Raw genomic sequence first — 18,123 nt, 5'->3', positions numbered from 1 at the left:
TGAGATAGTTTAGTCTTTTATAATAGAAATCGGATTTTTTTCGTCATCTATCGCTACAAAAGTAAATTCTCCTGTGATTGCTTTCTCTCTACGCTCGTCATACATTTGTTCGATAAAGATCTCAACTTTTACCTTCAAACTTGTATTTCCTACGTGTATCACGCTTCCAATAAGTTCAATAATTGTTCCAGCAGGAATAGGTTTTTTAAAGTCGATTTTGTCACTACTTACTGTAACCATTTTTTGTCTGCTAAAGCGAGTAGCGGCGATAAATGCTACTTCGTCCATGTGGTATAATGCAGTTCCTCCAAATAATGTGTCGTAATGATTTGTTGTACTAGGAAAAACGGCTTTAAATATTCTTGTTTCAGCCTTTAATATTTTTTCTTCTAATGTCATCTTGTAAGTTTTAAATTGTGCTATACATTTATTGTCGCTTGAATGTACTAGCAAATGCAAATATAGGATGATTTAATACTAAATTATTTGTGAAACAGTATTTCTATTACTAAAAATGCAATTCATGAGGTCCAAACATCAAAAAGTCATTCATAATTCACAATTAAACTTAGAGTTAAATGAGAATAGGTAGATGAAAGGGATTTAAAATTTTTAGATGTTGAAAAAATAGCCCATTAAATTACATTTTATTTTTTTTATCATCCAATTAATAATATATTTGGACAACCAAATTGGTTAACCAAATTAAGGAGATTATATTGATGTCCTAATACACATAAATTGACCTATTTTTTGTAATAAAAAGTAGGTAGCTAATACATAAAAGAGCTATGTTATCAAAAATAATTAATCAAGGGATTGCGATTGCAAGTTGCTTGTTGTTGTCTGCTTCGATAATGGCACAGCAGCACCCAAGTCTTGTCATGACAAAAAAAGGAGTAGAGAAAATTAGGGAGAATTTAGGTAAGGTGCCACTTTTTGATACTTCTCTAGCAAATGCAAAAGTAGAAGTAGATCAAGCTATAGCAGATGGAATTGTCGTACCTATCCCTAAAGATATGGCTGGTGGATATAGCCATGAAGTACACAAAAGGAATTATTTACTAATGCAAAAAGCAGGTTTGCTTTATCAAATTTTAAATGATGATAGTTACGCACTTTATGTGAAAGATATGTTGTTGCAATATGCAAAAATGTATCCTAAATTACCATTGCATCCTCAGGAACGTTCTTATGCTAGAGGGAAATTATTTTGGCAGGCTTTAAATGATGCAAACTGGTTAGTATATACTAGTCAAGCATATGATTGTGTTTATGACTACTTGAGTAAAAAGGAGCGCGCTACTATTGAGAAAAATTTGTTTAAACCTTATGCTGACTTTCTTTCGATAGGATCTCCGCAATTTTTTAATCGTGTGCATAATCACAGTACATGGGGTAATGTAGCAGTAGGTATGATTGGACTAGTGATGGATGACGCTGTTTTACTTGATCGTGCATTAAATGGATTAAAGGAGGATAATTTACCTGCAGGAATGAAAGATAATGATGGTGGGTTAATAAAGAAAGAAGGACAAAAAACGGGTTTTCTTGCAAACGTTGACGAGCCTTTTTCTCCTGATGGGTATTATACTGAAGGGCCATACTACCAGCGCTATGCTATGTATCCATTCTTAGTTTTTGCTGCCGCCTTACAAAATAGTAAACCTGAGGTTAAAATTTTCGAATATAAAAATGCTGTATTGCTGAAATCAATTTATGCTTTATTGAATTTGACAAATAGTGAAGGAGAATTTTTTCCGTTGAACGATGGTCAAAAAGGGATGTCGTATTATTCTAGAGAATTAGTTTCTGCAGTGGCTATAGGATATACTTATGGTACGAGAGATCCGGAATTATTGTCTATTGCCAAAAAACAGAATCGTGTAGAATTAGATGAAAGCGGTCTTGAAGTTGCTCTTGCTGTCCAACAAAATCTAGCAGAACCTTTTGTAAAAAAATCATTAAATCTATCTGATGGACCTGATGGAAAGCAAGGCGGAGTCGCTATTTTACGCAGTAAGGAGCAGAATGACGAAGCTACATTAGTTTTAAAATATGCAGCACAAGGATTGAGTCACGGGCATTATGATAAATTGTCATTCTCTTATTATAATAATGCAGATGAGGTTATTCAAGATTACGGATTAGCAAGATTTGTTAATATCGAACAAAAAAATGGAGGAGGTTATTTAAAAGAGAATGGAAGCTGGGCAAAACAATCGATTGCACACAATACGGTTATTCAAAACGAAACCTCACATTTTAATGGAGATTTTGATATTGGAAGTTTAAATCATTCTGATAAATATTTATTCGATGTTTCTGATCCAAATTTTCAAGTTGTTAGTGCTATAGAAAATAATGCATATCCTGGAACTTCATTGCATCGTACAATGGCGTTAATACAAGATGAAAGTTATGAGCGCCCTGTACTTTTAGATATTATGCAAATAAAGTCAGAGCAACAAAATCAATATGATTTTCCTTATTACTATTTTGGGCAAATCATGTCGGCAAATTTCAAGTACGAGAAAAGTAAAGCGCTAATGCCTCTAGGTGATAAAAACGGCTACCAACATTTATGGAAAGAAGCCAGTGGTGTAGCTACTCAAGATAATTCGAAAGTTAGTTGGCTTAATAAAGGTACATTCTATAGTTTGACTGCAGCATTATCTACAGGAGATGAAATTATTTTTACACGATTGGGTGCAAATGACCCTAACTTCAATTTAAGAAATGATCCTGGAATTATCTATAGAAAAAAAGCTGCCCAAAATGCTACTTTTGTAAATGCATTAGAAACACATGGCTCGTATAACACTGTTTCAGAATTTACATCAAATGCATACAGTAGCATTACTAAACTTGAAAAAGTACGTGATGATGCTAATTATATCGCTGTAAAGATTTATAATAAAGATAATAGTATCCTACTGTTTATAATGGATGTAAAAGATAGTTCTACAAGTAAAACACATCAAATAACTGTAGATGGTGAAAATTATCAATGGACAGGATGTGTATTTCATAAAAAAATAAAATAAAAAGCAATACAATAATTTAAATTTAAGAATATGCAAAAGTTTGGAGCAAGCAAAGAGTTTTTACTAGGAGATGAAATACCATGGGAAGTAGTGGGCGAAGGAGTTAAGAGAAAAATAATGGGTTATGATGACACCATTATGTTAGTTAACGTTGATTTCACTAAAGGAGGAATTGGTCCTATGCATGAGCATTACCACGCACAGGTTACTTATGTAGTAAGTGGAGAATTTAAAATGACAATTGGTGAAGAGACTAAAATTTTAAAAGGGGGAGACTGCTTTTATATTCCGCCACACGTAATGCACGGTGCATTATGTCTTGAAAGTGGGGTTTTAATTGATGTTTTCAGTCCTATTAGAGAAGATTTCATGTCGAAATAATCTCGCTGCGGTACATTAGATCAATAATTAGCACATTATGTATTTTTTAGAGGTAAAAAATACATAATGTGTTTTTTTATTTAGAAAATTTTAAGAATAATTTTTTTTACGTTAAAATTATGTTATATTTGGTAAATCAATCTGGGTAACCAGTTTGGAAAACCAAAAATCACTTAATTTTTGACTTGCTTAATACCTTGTCTCATTTTGAACCTATGTGGTGAAATACAAATGATTGACTTCCTAATCAATCTATAATAAATCAAACATATCAAAACCAAACAGAGAAATTATGAATGTAAAAATTAAACTTTCAATTTTGATTATTTTACTATGTAACGTGGTTGTATTTGCTCAGAAGAAATACACACTAACGGGTAAAGTAACTGCCGCTTCTGACAAAATGCCTATTCCTGGGGCCAACTTAATTATTAAGGATTCAAAAACAGGAACCATCACAGATTTTGATGGAGGATTTTCAATCTCTGTATCTTCAGGAGATAAATTACAATTTAGTTATTTAGGTTATGAGACAAAAACAATTGCCATAACCAATCAGTCTACTCTAAATATTGCTTTAAGTGAAGCTGGTAATCAATTAGAACAAGTCGTTGTCATAGGTTACGGAACTCAAAAAAGAGCCAACGTAACAGGGTCAATTTCTAAAGTTACCAATACTGATTTAGATCAAATTCCGGTTTCGCGTGTCGATGATGCCTTGATAGGGCAGGTCGCAGGGGTGAACATTCAACAAACAAATCCTGGTGCGGGTGAAGCGCCTACAATTAAAGTAAGAGGTCAAGGTTCGATCTCATTTTCATCAAACCCATTAATTGTGGTTGATGGTATCGTATTAGGAAACGATGCTGACTTCCTTTCTAGTCTCGACATGAATGATGTAGAATCAGTTGAGATATTAAAAGATGCTTCTTCTTCTTCTATTTATGGTTCTAGGGGTGCGAATGGGGTAGTTATGGTTACAACAAAAAAAGGAAAAGAAGGTAAAACTAAATTTTCTTATAATACATATACTGGTTATAAATTTGTGCCGCGAACTAATATTTTGTCTACACCAGAAAAATGGTCAAGCTTTGTTAGAGAAAATAACGGGGGCGAGTTAACAGACCAAATGCAGTATATTGAAAAACTGGGTACCTATACAAATTGGGAAAAAGAAATTATGGACGGTGGTGTCATCACTGATCATAATTTATCTGTAAGTGGAGGATCAGAAAGTACTAAATTTAGAACTTCGATAGGATACAATAGTGACGAAGGTGTACTTCTTAACGACAACTTCAAAAAAATCAATCTGCGTTTAAATTTAGATTCTAAAGTGGATAAATTAGAATTTGGTGTAATGATTAATCCTTCTTTTACAAAACAAAGAAGATTCCCTATTAATCTTGTGGATGCTATCAGACAAAACCCATGGTTACCTGTATATCTAGATGAAAATTCTATTCAATATGTAAACAGATTGAGAGAAAATGGTAGATGGGCTAATGCCAAAGTTGGAGATTATGCCATGGAAAGAATGTTTGATAATTACGATTTAGAAAATGGTGTTCCTGTAGCAAGCGGAGGAACTAGTATTAGTGCTACTTCTAATCAAAATGCTTTTGCGAAAGTAAATGAAATTAACGAATTAAAGTACCAAACTAAGTTCTACGGAAATACTTACTTTAAGGTAAACTTTACAGATAATTTTAATTTCAAGCAAACCTTAGGAGGAGATTATAGATTTATAAAGTCAGAGGAGTATAGAGGTGTACAAGCAACGCGTAATGGTGCTGCAGATTCGGCTTCATTCTATAGTTCAACTGAGCAAAATCATATGGTAACTGAAAGTTTATTTAGCTACAGCAATGATTTTGGAAAACACAATCTTAGTGCAATTGCTGGTTTTACAGCAGAGTTTTGGTCTACAACGCTTGTAGGTATTTCAGCTGCTGGATACAGTAATGATTACATACAAACTATTCCAGCTGCAAATTTAACAGGTGGATCTACTAGTAAATATAAAGAAAGGTTGATTTCGTATTTATCTCGTGTGAATTATTCTTATGACGACCGTTATTTAGTTTCAGCTAGTTTTAGAACTGATGGTTCATCAAAATTCGGACCTGATAAAAAATTCGGATTTTTCCCTGCAGCTTCTTTAGGGTGGAGAGTATCTAATGAAGAGTTTCTTGCAGACAGCCGTTTTGTTAGAGATTTAAAATTAAGAGTAAGTTATGGTGTAACAGGAAGCAATTCAGGTATTGGTGAGTACGACTATATAGGTCTAGTTCAACCAGTAGGGACAGCACTTGATGGATTATCAAATGGTTTTAATACCACAAATATTTCAAACCCTAATTTAGGTTGGGAACAACTAGTAGAATTTAATCCTGGTATCGATGCTTCATTATTTGATGGTGCTTTTGGATTTTCATTCGATTATTACACTAGAACAAGTAATGATTTGTTAATCGATTTACCAGTTGCTGCAGTTACTGGATTTGAGACAGCGTTAGTAAATAGAGGGGAAGTTAAAAATGAAGGATTTGAGTTAGAACTGCGTTCAAAAAATATTAGAACTAATGATTTTTCATGGACTTCATCAGCTTTGTTTACTCGTAACAAAAACACATTAGTTGATTTTGCTGGATCAAGTGGATTAATTAGTATAATCGATGACAAACGTCCGGCAGAATGGATCTCGCTAGAAGGTCACCCTATTTCATCATTTTACGGTTATGTTGTAAGTAGCCAAATTGACACACAGTATATTAAAAATCCTTTTTATCCTATTAATGGGCAGGCACAAGATGTTTATGTAAAAGATTTAAACGGAGACGGGATTATCGATACGGATGATCGTACCGTTTTAGGAACTCCTTATCCTGATTTAGTTTGGAGTTTTAGCAATAATTTCAAATATAAAAATGTTGACTTTAGCTTTATGTTTCAAGGGTCTTACGGTGCTGAGGTACGTAATATAAATTCGCAGTACATTAATAACGAGTTTGCATCAAATCAAGATTCTACGTCTGATTTACCTAATGCAGATTTTACTACACAGCGCATTTTTACAAGTGACGATGTTCAAGATGCTTCATATGTTGCTTTGCGTAATGTGAATTTAGGATATACTTTTTCTAAAGAGATGTTGAAAAAATTTGGGATTGGCAAAATGAGATTGTACGTAGCTGGGCAAAACCTATTGTATTTTATGTCTAAAGATTACACAGGTTACAATCCAGAAGGAATCACAGATGGATCTAGTAATCCTTTAACGTACGGATATCAAAAAGGGGCTGCGCCAATCTACAAAACGGTATCATTTGGACTTAATGTTGAATTTTAAAAAAGAACAAGAAATATGAAAAATATATATAAACTTTTAGGATTATTTATTCTAGTTTCAAGTACTTATTCATGCGGAAAAGACGATCTAAATTTAGCTCCTCTTTCGCAAATTGGTGACAATGCTTTTTATCAAAATGACGAAGAAATTGAAGGAGCAGTAATTGCAATATATGACGGTTTACAAGAGGTGCCAATGCGAGAATTTGCGTTGACAGAAATGAGATCAGATAATGCAAAATCCAAATCTCGTGAAGGAGATTGGGCACAGTTTGAAAGCTTTAGTGTTAAATCTACTAATGTTGCCATTGTTAATTACTGGAGAGCAAACTACAATGTAATTTTTAGAGCTAATGTGGTACTTAAAAATATTGATGTAGTTCAAGACGGTGCTAAAAAGAATCAATATGCTGCAGAAGCTAGATTTGTTAGAGCTTTATCACATTTTAACTTGGTTAGAGCTTACGGTGATGTTCCATTACTTGATAAAGTAGTAACCCCTACAGATAGTGATTATGCCACCTATTTAGCTAAAACTTCAGCAGTAGATGTACTGAGTTTTATACAAACAGATTTAGAGTTTGCTGCGGCAAATCTTCCTTCAAAAGCAAGTGCTTCTTTTGGGCGTGCTACGATGGCGGCAGCTCAAGGATTGTTAGCAAAGGTATACTTGACACAAGGAAATTACACAGCAGCTCAACCGTTGTTAACACAATTAGTTGCAAACAATCAATATGCACTACAAGCTGCATATAGTGATGTTTTTTATTCAGAGAAAAATAACGAAATTCTATTTGCGATTCCGTATACGAATGATGATGTTAATGAGTCACAAGATTTCTCATTTGAAATGACTCAAGGTGGGCAAGTTAGTGGATTGAATTTTGTTACTGATGACTTAGCTGGGGCAATAGATCCAGCAGATGTAGAAAGAAAACCAGTTCTGATTAATCCTTTAGATCCTAAGGCAAATGCTAAATTTTTAACCACTTCTGGAAATGCACGTTTGTGCGGAAACGACTGGATTGTATTGCGTTTAGCAGATGTTTTATTATTACATGCAGAAGCTATAATGGCAGGACAGTCAGAAACAGCAAGTGTGGCGGCAATAAAAAGTTATAACTTAGTTAGAGCTAGAGTAGGACTAAGCACATTGCCTGAAAATGGAACTGCCAAGTTGACTAAACAAATGTTGATGGATGAGAGAAGAATAGAACTAGCATTTGAAAATCATAGATTGTATGATCTTATACGTTTTGGAGAGGCACAAAATGTGCTTTCTATTTATGCGACAAATACTGCTGTGAGTTTTTCTCCAACAGATTTATTGCTTCCAATTCCGCAAGCTGAAATCAATGTGAGTGGTGGTGCATTATTACAAAACCCAGGATACTAGTATTAATTACATTAAATTTAAAAAGCGACACTATGAAAAAAAATAGTATTCAAATTATAACAACGTATGTAAAGGCATTTGTTTGCACAGTAGTAATCGTTGCAAGTCTGCAAAGTTGTGACAGTTATGGATCTGAATGGCCTGAAGAGGCAAGTATTGCAGATCAAACACCTCCTACAGCAGGATTTACGGCAAAAGTAAATACAGCCAATAACCTTACCGTAGATTTTACTAACATTTCTGTGAGCGCTACAGATTATGTGTGGGATTTTGGAGATGGGGGTTCAAGCACCGATAAAGATGCATCCCATGACTTTCCTGATTTTGGAAAATATACAGTGACTTTAATAGCTACTGATAAATTAGGAGTAAGTAATACAGTGACTCAAGAAATCGAAGTAACAAAACCAACTGAGGTTTTTAAACCAGTAATTCTAAATGCAGGTTTTGAAAGTGGTACTGAAAGCTGGGAAAATGCAGACCTGGGAGGAAAAATCCAAGTGACAACAAGCCCTGTCGTCGCAGGTAGTCAAGCTGCTAAATTCCCTAGCGATGGTAGTAGAATAGGTTACCAAACGATAACAGTTGAAAAGAATAAAATTTATACACTTTCGTTTTACTACACTATAAAAACTTCACCCACTGGTAGTGTAACTGTAGCAGTATTAGGAGGAGCAGTTAATAGTAAGGCAGATCTAGCTTCGGCAACGATAGCTACTGCAACTGTGAGTGATCAAAATGATGCAAATACTTATATCAAGGAATCACTAACATTCAATTCTGGTGAGAACGCTTCGATATCTATTTATATAAGTAACCAACTTGCAGAAGCGCGTGTTGATGATATAAGTATTGCGAGTAATTAATTTAAGTTTACAATTGATTTATGATTTCTAAGAAAAACATTCTAACTAGTATTACTGTAGGGTCACTGTTGATTTCTAGCTTTGGTATGGCGCAAACATCTGATAAAAAAGACAAAGCGCCATTTGACCTCACGCATTGGAAAGTTACCATTCCTGAAGGTAATCCCACTTCGGTAGGGTATCCTGAAATATTAGGATACAATACAAACGAAAGTATTAATAAGTACATGTATAATGACCCAGACGGTGCGGTTGTTTTTTATGCCTATCCTTCAGGAGTCACAACTACAAATACGCATTATTCTCGCTCAGAATTGAGAGAGCAACTAGTGCCCGGCAAAAACGATCCTAATTGGACATTTAGCCAAGGTGGTAGGATGAAAGGAACTTTGGCAATGGGTGAAGTTTCGAAGAGTAAGGAAGGGAAATTTCATAAGGTAATCATCATGCAAATTCACGGTCGCTTGAGTAATGCTCAAAAAGACCTTATTGGTGAAGATGACAATAATGCACCACCTATTTTAAAAATTTATTGGGATAACGGGAAAATTCGTGTAAAGACTAAAGTCTTAAAAGACAAAAAGGTTTCGGAGACTGATATGTTAAGTACAAAAGCGTGGAAAGATGATAAAGGCTACAATTTTAAAGAAAAGGTGAATTTTGATAAATTTACCTTAGAAGTAATTGTATCAAAAGGTAGGTTAGAAGTAGTTTTAAATAATAATGAGTCAGTTGTTTATCGCTCTTCAGATCTAAAAAAATGGGGTGTTTTTGAGAACTATTTCAAAGCTGGGAACTATTTACAAACAAATGATGAAGGTGCATTTGCAAAAGTGAAGTATTACAGTCTTGATGTGTCTCATTAACAACGGTTTAACATCGATTAAAAAAAAAGTTGTTTTGTTTTTTTATATCGATATTTTTTATATTTTTAACAAACCAATCTGGTTAACCAGATTATACTAAATATATGAAGTATGAATTTAGAGGCGTTAACAAAAAAAGATAATAAAGAGGTTGTAAATAATATTATCGCTAAGATTAGGGATTATATGAATTTCAAAAATTTAGAGCCTGGCGACAAATTACCTTCGGAGAGAATGTTGTCAGAGCGATTTGAAGTGAGTAGAAACTCTGTTCGTGAAGCGATACAGAAACTAGAATTTTACGGTATTTTAAAGTCCATTCCGCAAAGTGGAACCTTTGTAGCAAACATAGGAGTTATTGCGATGAATGGTATTATTGAAGATATTTTAAAGTTGGAAGAGTCTGATTTTAGATCATTAGTAGAAACAAGAATTTTACTCGAATTAAAAACAGTAAGACTTGCAGCTACTAGAAGAACCGAGTCAGATTTAGTTGCTGTGAAGGCGGCATTAGATGCATACAGTATCAAAGTGCTAGATGGAGAGGAGGCAGTTCAGGAAGATTTGCTTTTTCACTTAGCTATTGCAAAAGCTAGTGGAAATAGTACGATAAATACCTTGATGCTAATCATCACTCCAGAAATTATTACAAATTTCGAAAAGTATCATGTATGTGATGAAGGACAAGCTGTGAAAGGGATTCAAGAGCATTTAGATATTTACAATGCAATTAAAGATCAAAATCCACAGTTAGCTAAACAAAAAATGAAAGAACACTTTAAGGCTTTGTATCAGTACTGCTATAATATTTAAATAAAACAATACTAAAGCAATTGCGCGGTTGCCTTAGTTATTATTTTAAGTATTGAGTTACTACTTTTAGTTCTTTAAAATTAGCAAAACAGTTTAAAAATTAATATTCCGTCCTGTTCTCAGAATAGCGATGCAGGTTTTGTTGTGCTTTTTTTTAAGTGCAATTTGAACCCTAAATAAAAACAATTAACAATGAAAGTAAGAGGATTAAGATGGTGGATTATTACATTAATTTGCATCGCGACTGTTATTAATTATATTGACAGAACTGCTTTTGGAATCATGTGGCCAGAAATGGGTAAGGATTTAGGTATGGACGAAGCAGATTATGCTGTTATGCTTAATATTTTCATGATTACTTATGCAGCAGGTAAATTCTTATCAGGAAAATTATATGATATTATAGGGACTAGATTGGGGTTTGTAGTTTCAATTGTATTATGGTCTGTAGCATCTGTATTTCATGCATTTGCTAGAGGATTAATCTCTCTAACTCTTTTTAGAGGATTATTAGGGTTAGGAGAAGCAGGGAACTGGCCGGGAGCGGTTAAAAGTAACGGAGAGTGGTTTCCCGTAAAACAACGTGCTATTGCTCAAGGTATATTTAATGCTGGTGCTTCACTAGGAAGTGTAATTGCTCCCGTTCTAATTGCTTTTTTATATGGTAGTTTTGGTTGGAGATCAACGTACATTATTATTGGTGCAATTGGTATTTTATGGGTTATTCCATGGTTGTTTATTAACAAAGCTACTCCAGACAAACATCCTTGGATTACTGAAGAGGAATTAAATTTAATCGTATCAAGTAGTAACGCGAGTCCAGTATCTAAATCTAATGAGAAAGGATTAAGTGTATTGAACATATTAAAATATAGAGAAGCTTGGGGAGTATTAACTGCAAGTTTTTTCATCGAACCTATTTGGTGGTTATTTGTGGGTTGGATGCCTTTATACTTGCACTCTAAATTTGGATTTAGTATTGTAGAAATTGGTTCAACAATTTGGATATCCTATTTAGGAGGTATGGCAGGAAGCCTTATTGGAGGATGGTACTGTGGAAAATTAATTGAGACGAAAACTGTCGATGCAGCTAGAAAAATTTCGATAACTATAGGTTGTGTTTTAATCTTTCTTGGACTATTAGGAATTATATTTTTAGTAGATGGAGATAGCCCAATGACATTTATATACATTGTGAGTTTAGTGCTGTTTGGTTTCCAGTTTGCCATAGGTAATCTTCAAACGTTATCAAGTGATTTATTCAAAGGTCCATCTGTAGGTACGCTTGCAGGATTAGCCGGTAGTATAGGTGCTTTGTCAGTAATTGTCATGAACTGGTTAATTCCTAAAATTACAACTGTATCGTATACACCCGCATTTATAATTATTGCGGTGTTAGCACCATTAACAATAGTTTCAGTTTTCTTTTTTATTAGAAAAATAGAACAAGTAGAGAAATAAAACGATTAAAAATTAGAACAAAAATTTAAATATTAAATTAATTAAAGATGAATAAAGTAGAAGGTAAAGTTGCTATTATAACAGGTGCAACAGGTGGTATAGGTTTTGCAGTAGCTAAAAGATTAGGTAAAGATGGTTACACAGTTGTATTAAATGGTATTGAAGCAGAGGCAGGAGCAGCAAAAATAGCTGAGTTAACTGCTGATGGAATTACTGCTGAGTATTATGGTTTTGACGTAACAAATGAAGAAGAAGTTACAGCTAATATTACTAAGATTGGTGAGAAGTACGGGAAAATTGATGTTCTTGTAAATAATGCAGGTGGATTAGGTGGAAGAGCTAGATTTGAAGAAATGACAACTGAATTTTACAGATCAGTTATGGCTTTAAACCTTGATTCGGTATTTTTTGCTTCTAGAGCAGCAATTCCTTTTTTAAAGAAAGGTGAGAATGCGTCTATCATTAACTATACTTCAAATGCAGCATGGAATGCAGGTGGACCGGGAGCAGGAATTTACGGTACTTCAAAGGCAGGAGTTAACGCAATTACAAGAGCTTTAGCTAAAGATTTAGCAGAATACGGAATTAGAGTTAACGCTGTTTCTCCAGGAACAATTGACACTCCTTTTCATGCACAAATTAAAGCAACTAAGCCAGAGGTTTTTGCAACATGGAAAAACAGTATTTTATTAGGTAGATTAGGTGAGCCAGAAGAAGTTGCTTCAGTTGTATCTTTCTTAGCTAGTACAGATGCTTCTTTCATGACTGCTGAAACTATCCAAATTGGTGGTGGTCAAGCATTAGGAATCTAATAATTGATTAAACGTACTAGCAATTCTAGTATTTTTGATTAAAAGTATAATAATGGGGTTTTAATTTTTACTATTTAAAACTTTATAAGGAATATAACAATGAATAAAGTAGTCACTTTTGGTGAAATTTTGCTCCGCCTTTCTACTGAAAGACATTTGAGATTTTCTCAAGCGGATTCGTATAAAGCTACCTATGGTGGTGGTGAGTTTAATGTGGCTGTATCATTAGCAAATTATGGCGTTGCAGCCGAATTTATTACGAGACTTCCTGACAATGAACTAGGTAATAGTGCATTAAAGGAGATGCGTAAATTAGGTGTAGATTGTCATAACGTTGTTTTTGGAGGAGAGAGATTAGGTCTTTATTTTTTAGAGACTGGATCGGGTACTCGTGCTAGTAATGTTATTTATGACAGAGCAGGTAGTTCGATGGCCACTATTACTCCCGGTACAATAGATTGGAGAGAAGCATTAAAAGAGACTACTTGGTTTCATTGGAGTGGGATCACTCCAGCATTATCTCAAAGCGCAGCTGATGCTTGTTTTGAGGCAATTAAGGTAGCGCATGAAATGGGGATTACTATTTCTACTGATTTAAATTACCGTTCTAAATTGTGGAATTACGGTAAAGAACCAAAAGATGTGATGCCAGAAATGTTGCAGTACAGCAATATCATTTTAGGTGATATTGATACTGCTTATTTTATGTTAGGTATGGATAAAGTAAATCCAGACTATAGCAATGAAGCGTCTTTACCAACGCTTTACGATGAATTATTTAAAAAATGTCCAAAGTTGAATACTGCGGTCACAACGTTACGTTATTCAATTAGTGCTTCTCACCAAAGAATTGGTGGAATATTGTATGATGGCGAAAAAGTGTACAATGCCGATGTACAAGATGTTACTCCTGTAGTAGATCGTGTAGGAAGTGGTGATGCATTTATGGGTGGTTTGATTTACGGTTTACTTCAAACACCTGTTAACAAACAAAGAGCGTTAAATTTTGCTGTGGCGGCTTGTTGTTTAAAACATACCATCGCAGGAGATTATAACCTTATTACAATTGAAGAAATAGAAAAGTTACTTGCTGGAGATTTCTCTGGTAAAGTATCAAGATAAAATATACAAGATGGCTCAATACAGCAGAATAGAAGTTGCATTAAAGATGAAGGAAACTGGACTAGTGCCGTTGTTCTATCATCATGATATCGAAATCAGTAAAAAAGTGTTAAAAGCTTGTTACGATGGAGGAGCACGTTTATTAGAATTTACTAGTAGAGGTGACTTTGCTCACGAAGTATTTGCTGCTTTAAGCAAGTATGCTATTGCTGAATTACCAGGAATGATTCTTGGGGTAGGTTCAGTTACTGATGTGGCAGGCGCTTCTTTATACATGCAATTAGGTGCAAACTTTATTGTGACTCCAGTATTAAGAGAAGATATTGCAATTGCTTGTAACCGCCGTAAAGTTTTATGGTCTCCAGGCTGTGGAACATTAACAGAGATTGCACGTGCTGAAGAGTTAGGTTGCGAAATCGTTAAATTGTTTCCTGGTGATATTTACGGACCTGAATTTATCAAAGGAATTAAAGGGCCTCAACCATGGACCTCAATTATGCCAACAGGTGGAGTGTCTCCTAATGTTGAAAATTTAACCAAATGGTTTAAAGCAGGGGTAACTTGCGTTGGAATTGGTTCCCAATTAATTAAAGCTGATGCAAACGGAGATTATGATTTAGTTAAAATTGAATCAGTAATCAAAGAATGCTTAAGTATAATTCAATCTTTAGAATAATAAAATAGCTACTTAAGGTAGCCTATCAAAAACAGTTGAGCTTTTCGTGGAGTTACGTGGTGGTTTTATTTGGATTTTTTTTTGAGTTTTATAAATTGTTGTAATTTATTTTAGTTTATCTAAAGACTCCACGAAATAGTTCACACTGTCATACAAACTATAAGTGCATTATGTCTGCATTTATTTTATAATTTACTTGTAAAACGCCTCGTTTTATTGGGAGGCGTTTTTTTTTATGACCTTTTAGAAAAATCAAATTTTGATGCAAGTCTTATTGGCATCTTATTAAGGCTATCATCGATATTTAAATAACGCGCAATCAAAGCTCTTTTTATCAGCCAGTTATCTGGATATATTTTTTATTAAAAACCTGATTCTCTGTTTTTAATTTAATTTCTGATTTTAAATTTTGGTTGTAATTATGTAATAATTCTCCATTGAATTATAAATCTAGAAAAAATATAATCAGTAACTTTCGTATTCTTAATTCCATAAAGAATTTAAAATATATGATTAATCGTTTTTTAGAAGTCAGAAATCAATCCGAAATTCTTTGTGAGCCACTATTAATTGAAGATTATTCTGTACAAGCAAGTGAATTTGTGTCACCACCTAAGTGGCATCTTGCACATGTAACTTGGTTTTGGGAGGAGTTTGTTTTAACAAAATTTGATCCCAATTACACCCCTTATAATGAAGAGTTTTCTTTTTTATTCAACAGCTACTATAACAATGTAGGCAAACGTGTGCTACGCCCAGTACGAGGTTTGATGACGCGCCCTTCAGTTCAAGAAGTCTATTCTTATAGAAAATATGTAACTGAAGCTATGGTTAATTTATTAAATACCAAGTTAGATAAGGAAGTATTAGATATTATCGAAATTGGAATTAATCACGAGCAGCAGCATCAAGAACTTTTTGTTTACGATATTAAATATATTTTTGGAAATCAGCCTACTTTTCCAACCTACAGAACTGGCTTCACGCCAAAAGCAATTAATCAAGCAACTGAATTTTTAAAAGTAGATTCTGGAGTTTATGACATTGGTCATCAAGGAGCCAATTTTTCTTTTGATAACGAACTCGGAAACCACAAAGTATATGTTGCTGATTTCGAAATTTCGAATAATTTAGTTTCTAGCAAAGAATATCTTGAATTTATTGAAGCTGGAGGGTACAAAGATTTTAATTTTTGGCATGATGAAGGTTGGAGCTGGATTAATGAAAACAACATCCAAGCGCCACTTTATTGGCACAAAATAGAAGGGGAGTGGTGGAATTACACTTTACAAGGATTACAAAAAGTAGATCTGACTCTGCCAGTAATGCATCTTAGTTTTTACGAAGCATTTGCCTACAGCCAATGGAAAGGGCAGCGATTGCCTACTGAATTTGAGTGGGAAATTGCAAGTGATAAGTTTGAATGGGGGCAATTATGGGAATGGACGCATAGCGCGTACCTTCCTTATCCTAATTTTAGCAAATCGCCCGGTGCACTGGGGGAGTATAATGGAAAATTTATGGTAAATCAGATGGTTTTAAGAGGCGGTTCTGTAGCGACAGCTGTAGGGCACGGTAGAAAAACCTACCGTAATTTTTTTCACCCAAACATGCGCTGGCAGTATAACGGAATTAGATTAGTAAAATAAAAAAATAACACATTATGAAAGCAATATTCAATGATATCGTGATTGCAGAAAGCGATCAAACAGTAGTTGTAGAAGGAAATCAGTATTTTCCTATTGACAGTATAAAAAAAGAATATTTTACAGAAACAACACATCATACAACCTGCCCCTGGAAAGGCAAAGCATCGTATTATACGATTTCTGTAGATGGAGAAACAACTGAAAATGCGGCATGGTTTTATAAAGAACCAAAAGATGCTGCAAAAGAAATAAAGGGATACGTTGCTTTTTGGAAAAACGTAGCTGTAAAACAATAATTATATATTTAAATTATGAGTATGAAAGAGTTTGATTATATAATTATAGGAACAGGACAAGCAGGGACTCCTCTGGCATTTAGCCTAGCAAAAAAAGGAAAGGTTGCTATTATCGAAAAGAGTTTAGTAGGCGGAACTTGTGTTAACAATGGTTGCGTTCCTACAAAAGCTTATGTAGCAAGTGCCAGAAGAATGTGGGATAGTAATCACGGAGAGGATTTAGGAATCGAAATTCCCGCTGGTTCAAAAGCAAATTTAGAAAAAATAAAAGCTAGAAAAGAAACCTTTGTCCACGCATCTCGTAACGGAATTGAAAAAAGTTTTGATGACAATGAGAACATAACATTGTACCGTGCGGAGGCATACTTTGTGTCTGATTACGAGATAATGGTTAACGAAGAAAAAATTACTGCAAAACAAATATTTATAAATGTAGGAGCCCGAGCAGTAGTGCCTGAGGAATACAAGAGTATTGATTACCTAACTAATATTAGCATACTAGAATTGACATCAATACCAAAACATTTAGTAATTGTGGGTGGTAGTTATATTGGTTTAGAATTTGGTCAAATGTTCAAGCGTTTTGGGAGTGAAGTAACTATTCTTGAGCGTGGTGATCGCTTGATTAAAAGAGAGGATGAGGATGTTAGTGAGGCTGTCGCCAAAATTATGCAGAATGAAGACATCAATGTGAATCTAAATGCGAAGGATATTACAATGTCACAAGGTGGTGCAGAGATTACTGTTAAGATGAATAATACTCAAGACAGTATTATTGCTTCTCACGTTTTACTAGCAATAGGCAGACAACCAAATACGGATACTTTAAAATTAGAAAATACTACTATTGAAGTAGATGATAAAGGTATGGTGGCTGTGGATGATTTTTGTAGAACAAATGTTGAAGGGATTTTTGCAATAGGAGATTGCAATGGGCATGGTGGCTTTACACACACTTCATACAATGATTTCCAAATCGTAGATGCGTACCTTTTAGATAAAGAGGAACGTAAAATAAGTGATCGTATTACAACCTACGGATTGTTTATCGACCCCCCATTGGGTAGAGTAGGAATGACTAAAAAACAAGCTGTTGAAAAGGGATACGAGGTCTTAGTGGCAAGCAGACCTATGTCTAAAATTGCACGTGCTAAAGAAAAGGGAGAAACCCAAGGTTTTATGGAAGCTATTATTGATGCTAAAACTAATCTTATTTTAGGTGCTAGTGTTCTAGGCGTAGGAGGAGACGAAATCATTAATGGTTTTACTAATTTAATGTATGCTAAACAACCGTATACTGTTTTTAGAGATGGAGTACATATTCATCCTACAGTAACAGAATTGATTCCAACAATGTTGGAAAACGTGAGTCCTTTAAGTAAATAAA

15 protein-coding genes are annotated in these 18,123 nt (G+C 34.3%); 14 read left to right on the top strand and 1 reads right to left on the bottom strand.

The features are described from left to right. Window positions 1-9 precede the first annotated feature (9 nt). On the bottom strand, window positions 10-399 hold the full coding sequence (locus H603_RS0103395) for an acyl-CoA thioesterase (RefSeq protein ID WP_026707255.1): 390 nt from the start codon (window positions 397-399) through the stop codon (window positions 10-12). Between the two features lie 392 nt (window positions 400-791). Here H603_RS0103395 and H603_RS0103390 point away from each other — a divergent pair, with 392 nt between their 5' ends. The 14 genes from H603_RS0103390 (at window position 792) to H603_RS0103325 (ending at window position 18,122) form a co-directional block, all read left to right on the top strand. Then, entirely contained in the window at window positions 792-3,047 is a 2,256-nt protein-coding gene (locus H603_RS0103390) for a heparinase II/III domain-containing protein (protein ID WP_026707254.1), read from the top strand. Between the two features lie 30 nt (window positions 3,048-3,077). Further along, window positions 3,078-3,428, top strand: coding sequence for a cupin domain-containing protein (locus H603_RS0103385; protein ID WP_026707253.1), 351 nt, complete (start codon window positions 3,078-3,080; stop codon window positions 3,426-3,428). A 292-nt stretch (window positions 3,429-3,720) separates the two neighbouring features. Then, window positions 3,721-6,780, top strand: a complete 3,060-nt coding sequence (locus H603_RS0103380; protein WP_026707252.1) for a SusC/RagA family TonB-linked outer membrane protein — start codon at window positions 3,721-3,723, stop codon at window positions 6,778-6,780. Between the two features lie 15 nt (window positions 6,781-6,795). Beyond that, window positions 6,796-8,175 carry a RagB/SusD family nutrient uptake outer membrane protein gene (locus tag H603_RS0103375; protein WP_026707251.1) on the top strand — a complete coding sequence of 460 codons (1,380 nt, stop codon included), beginning with the start codon at window positions 6,796-6,798 and terminating at the stop codon, window positions 8,173-8,175. A 32-nt stretch (window positions 8,176-8,207) separates the two neighbouring features. Then, the gene (locus H603_RS0103370) at window positions 8,208-9,041 is read left to right on the top strand and encodes a PKD domain-containing protein (protein WP_051219138.1); all 834 of its coding nucleotides are present in this window, start codon (window positions 8,208-8,210) and stop codon (window positions 9,039-9,041) included. Window positions 9,042-9,061: 20 nt separating this feature from the next. Further along, complete coding sequence (locus H603_RS16400; protein ID WP_051219134.1) at window positions 9,062-9,907, top strand: polysaccharide lyase family 7 protein; 846 nt, start codon at window positions 9,062-9,064, stop codon at window positions 9,905-9,907. 111 nt (window positions 9,908-10,018) lie between these two features. Beyond that, window positions 10,019-10,720, top strand: a complete 702-nt coding sequence (locus H603_RS0103360) for a FadR/GntR family transcriptional regulator (protein WP_026707249.1) — start codon at window positions 10,019-10,021, stop codon at window positions 10,718-10,720. Between the two features lie 192 nt (window positions 10,721-10,912). Beyond that, window positions 10,913-12,181 (top strand): MFS transporter, encoded by a 1,269-nt coding sequence (locus H603_RS0103355; protein ID WP_026707248.1) that lies wholly within the window; start codon window positions 10,913-10,915, stop codon window positions 12,179-12,181. 47 nt (window positions 12,182-12,228) lie between these two features. Then, the gene (locus tag H603_RS0103350; protein ID WP_026707247.1) at window positions 12,229-12,993 is read left to right on the top strand and encodes an SDR family NAD(P)-dependent oxidoreductase; all 765 of its coding nucleotides are present in this window, start codon (window positions 12,229-12,231) and stop codon (window positions 12,991-12,993) included. A 99-nt stretch (window positions 12,994-13,092) separates the two neighbouring features. Next, window positions 13,093-14,115 (top strand): sugar kinase, encoded by a 1,023-nt coding sequence (locus H603_RS0103345; RefSeq protein ID WP_026707246.1) that lies wholly within the window; start codon window positions 13,093-13,095, stop codon window positions 14,113-14,115. Between the two features lie 10 nt (window positions 14,116-14,125). After that, on the top strand, window positions 14,126-14,791 hold the full coding sequence (locus H603_RS0103340) for a bifunctional 4-hydroxy-2-oxoglutarate aldolase/2-dehydro-3-deoxy-phosphogluconate aldolase (RefSeq protein WP_026707245.1): 666 nt from the start codon (window positions 14,126-14,128) through the stop codon (window positions 14,789-14,791). 509 nt (window positions 14,792-15,300) lie between these two features. After that, a complete protein-coding gene (gene egtB / locus H603_RS0103335; RefSeq protein WP_026707244.1) occupies window positions 15,301-16,440 on the top strand; it encodes an ergothioneine biosynthesis protein EgtB in 1,140 nt (379 codons plus the stop codon). Window positions 16,441-16,454: 14 nt separating this feature from the next. Then, entirely contained in the window at window positions 16,455-16,736 is a 282-nt protein-coding gene (locus tag H603_RS0103330; protein ID WP_211223766.1) for a DUF427 domain-containing protein, read from the top strand. Window positions 16,737-16,757: 21 nt separating this feature from the next. Further along, a complete protein-coding gene (locus tag H603_RS0103325) occupies window positions 16,758-18,122 on the top strand; it encodes a mercuric reductase (RefSeq protein WP_026707242.1) in 1,365 nt (454 codons plus the stop codon). Window position 18,123 lies beyond the last annotated feature (1 nt).

The sequence above is a fragment of the Flavobacterium frigidarium DSM 17623 genome (assembly GCF_000425505.1).
Classification (GTDB): Bacteria; Bacteroidota; Bacteroidia; order Flavobacteriales; family Flavobacteriaceae; genus Flavobacterium; species Flavobacterium frigidarium.
This window is presented reverse-complemented; position numbering and strand designations above follow the sequence as displayed.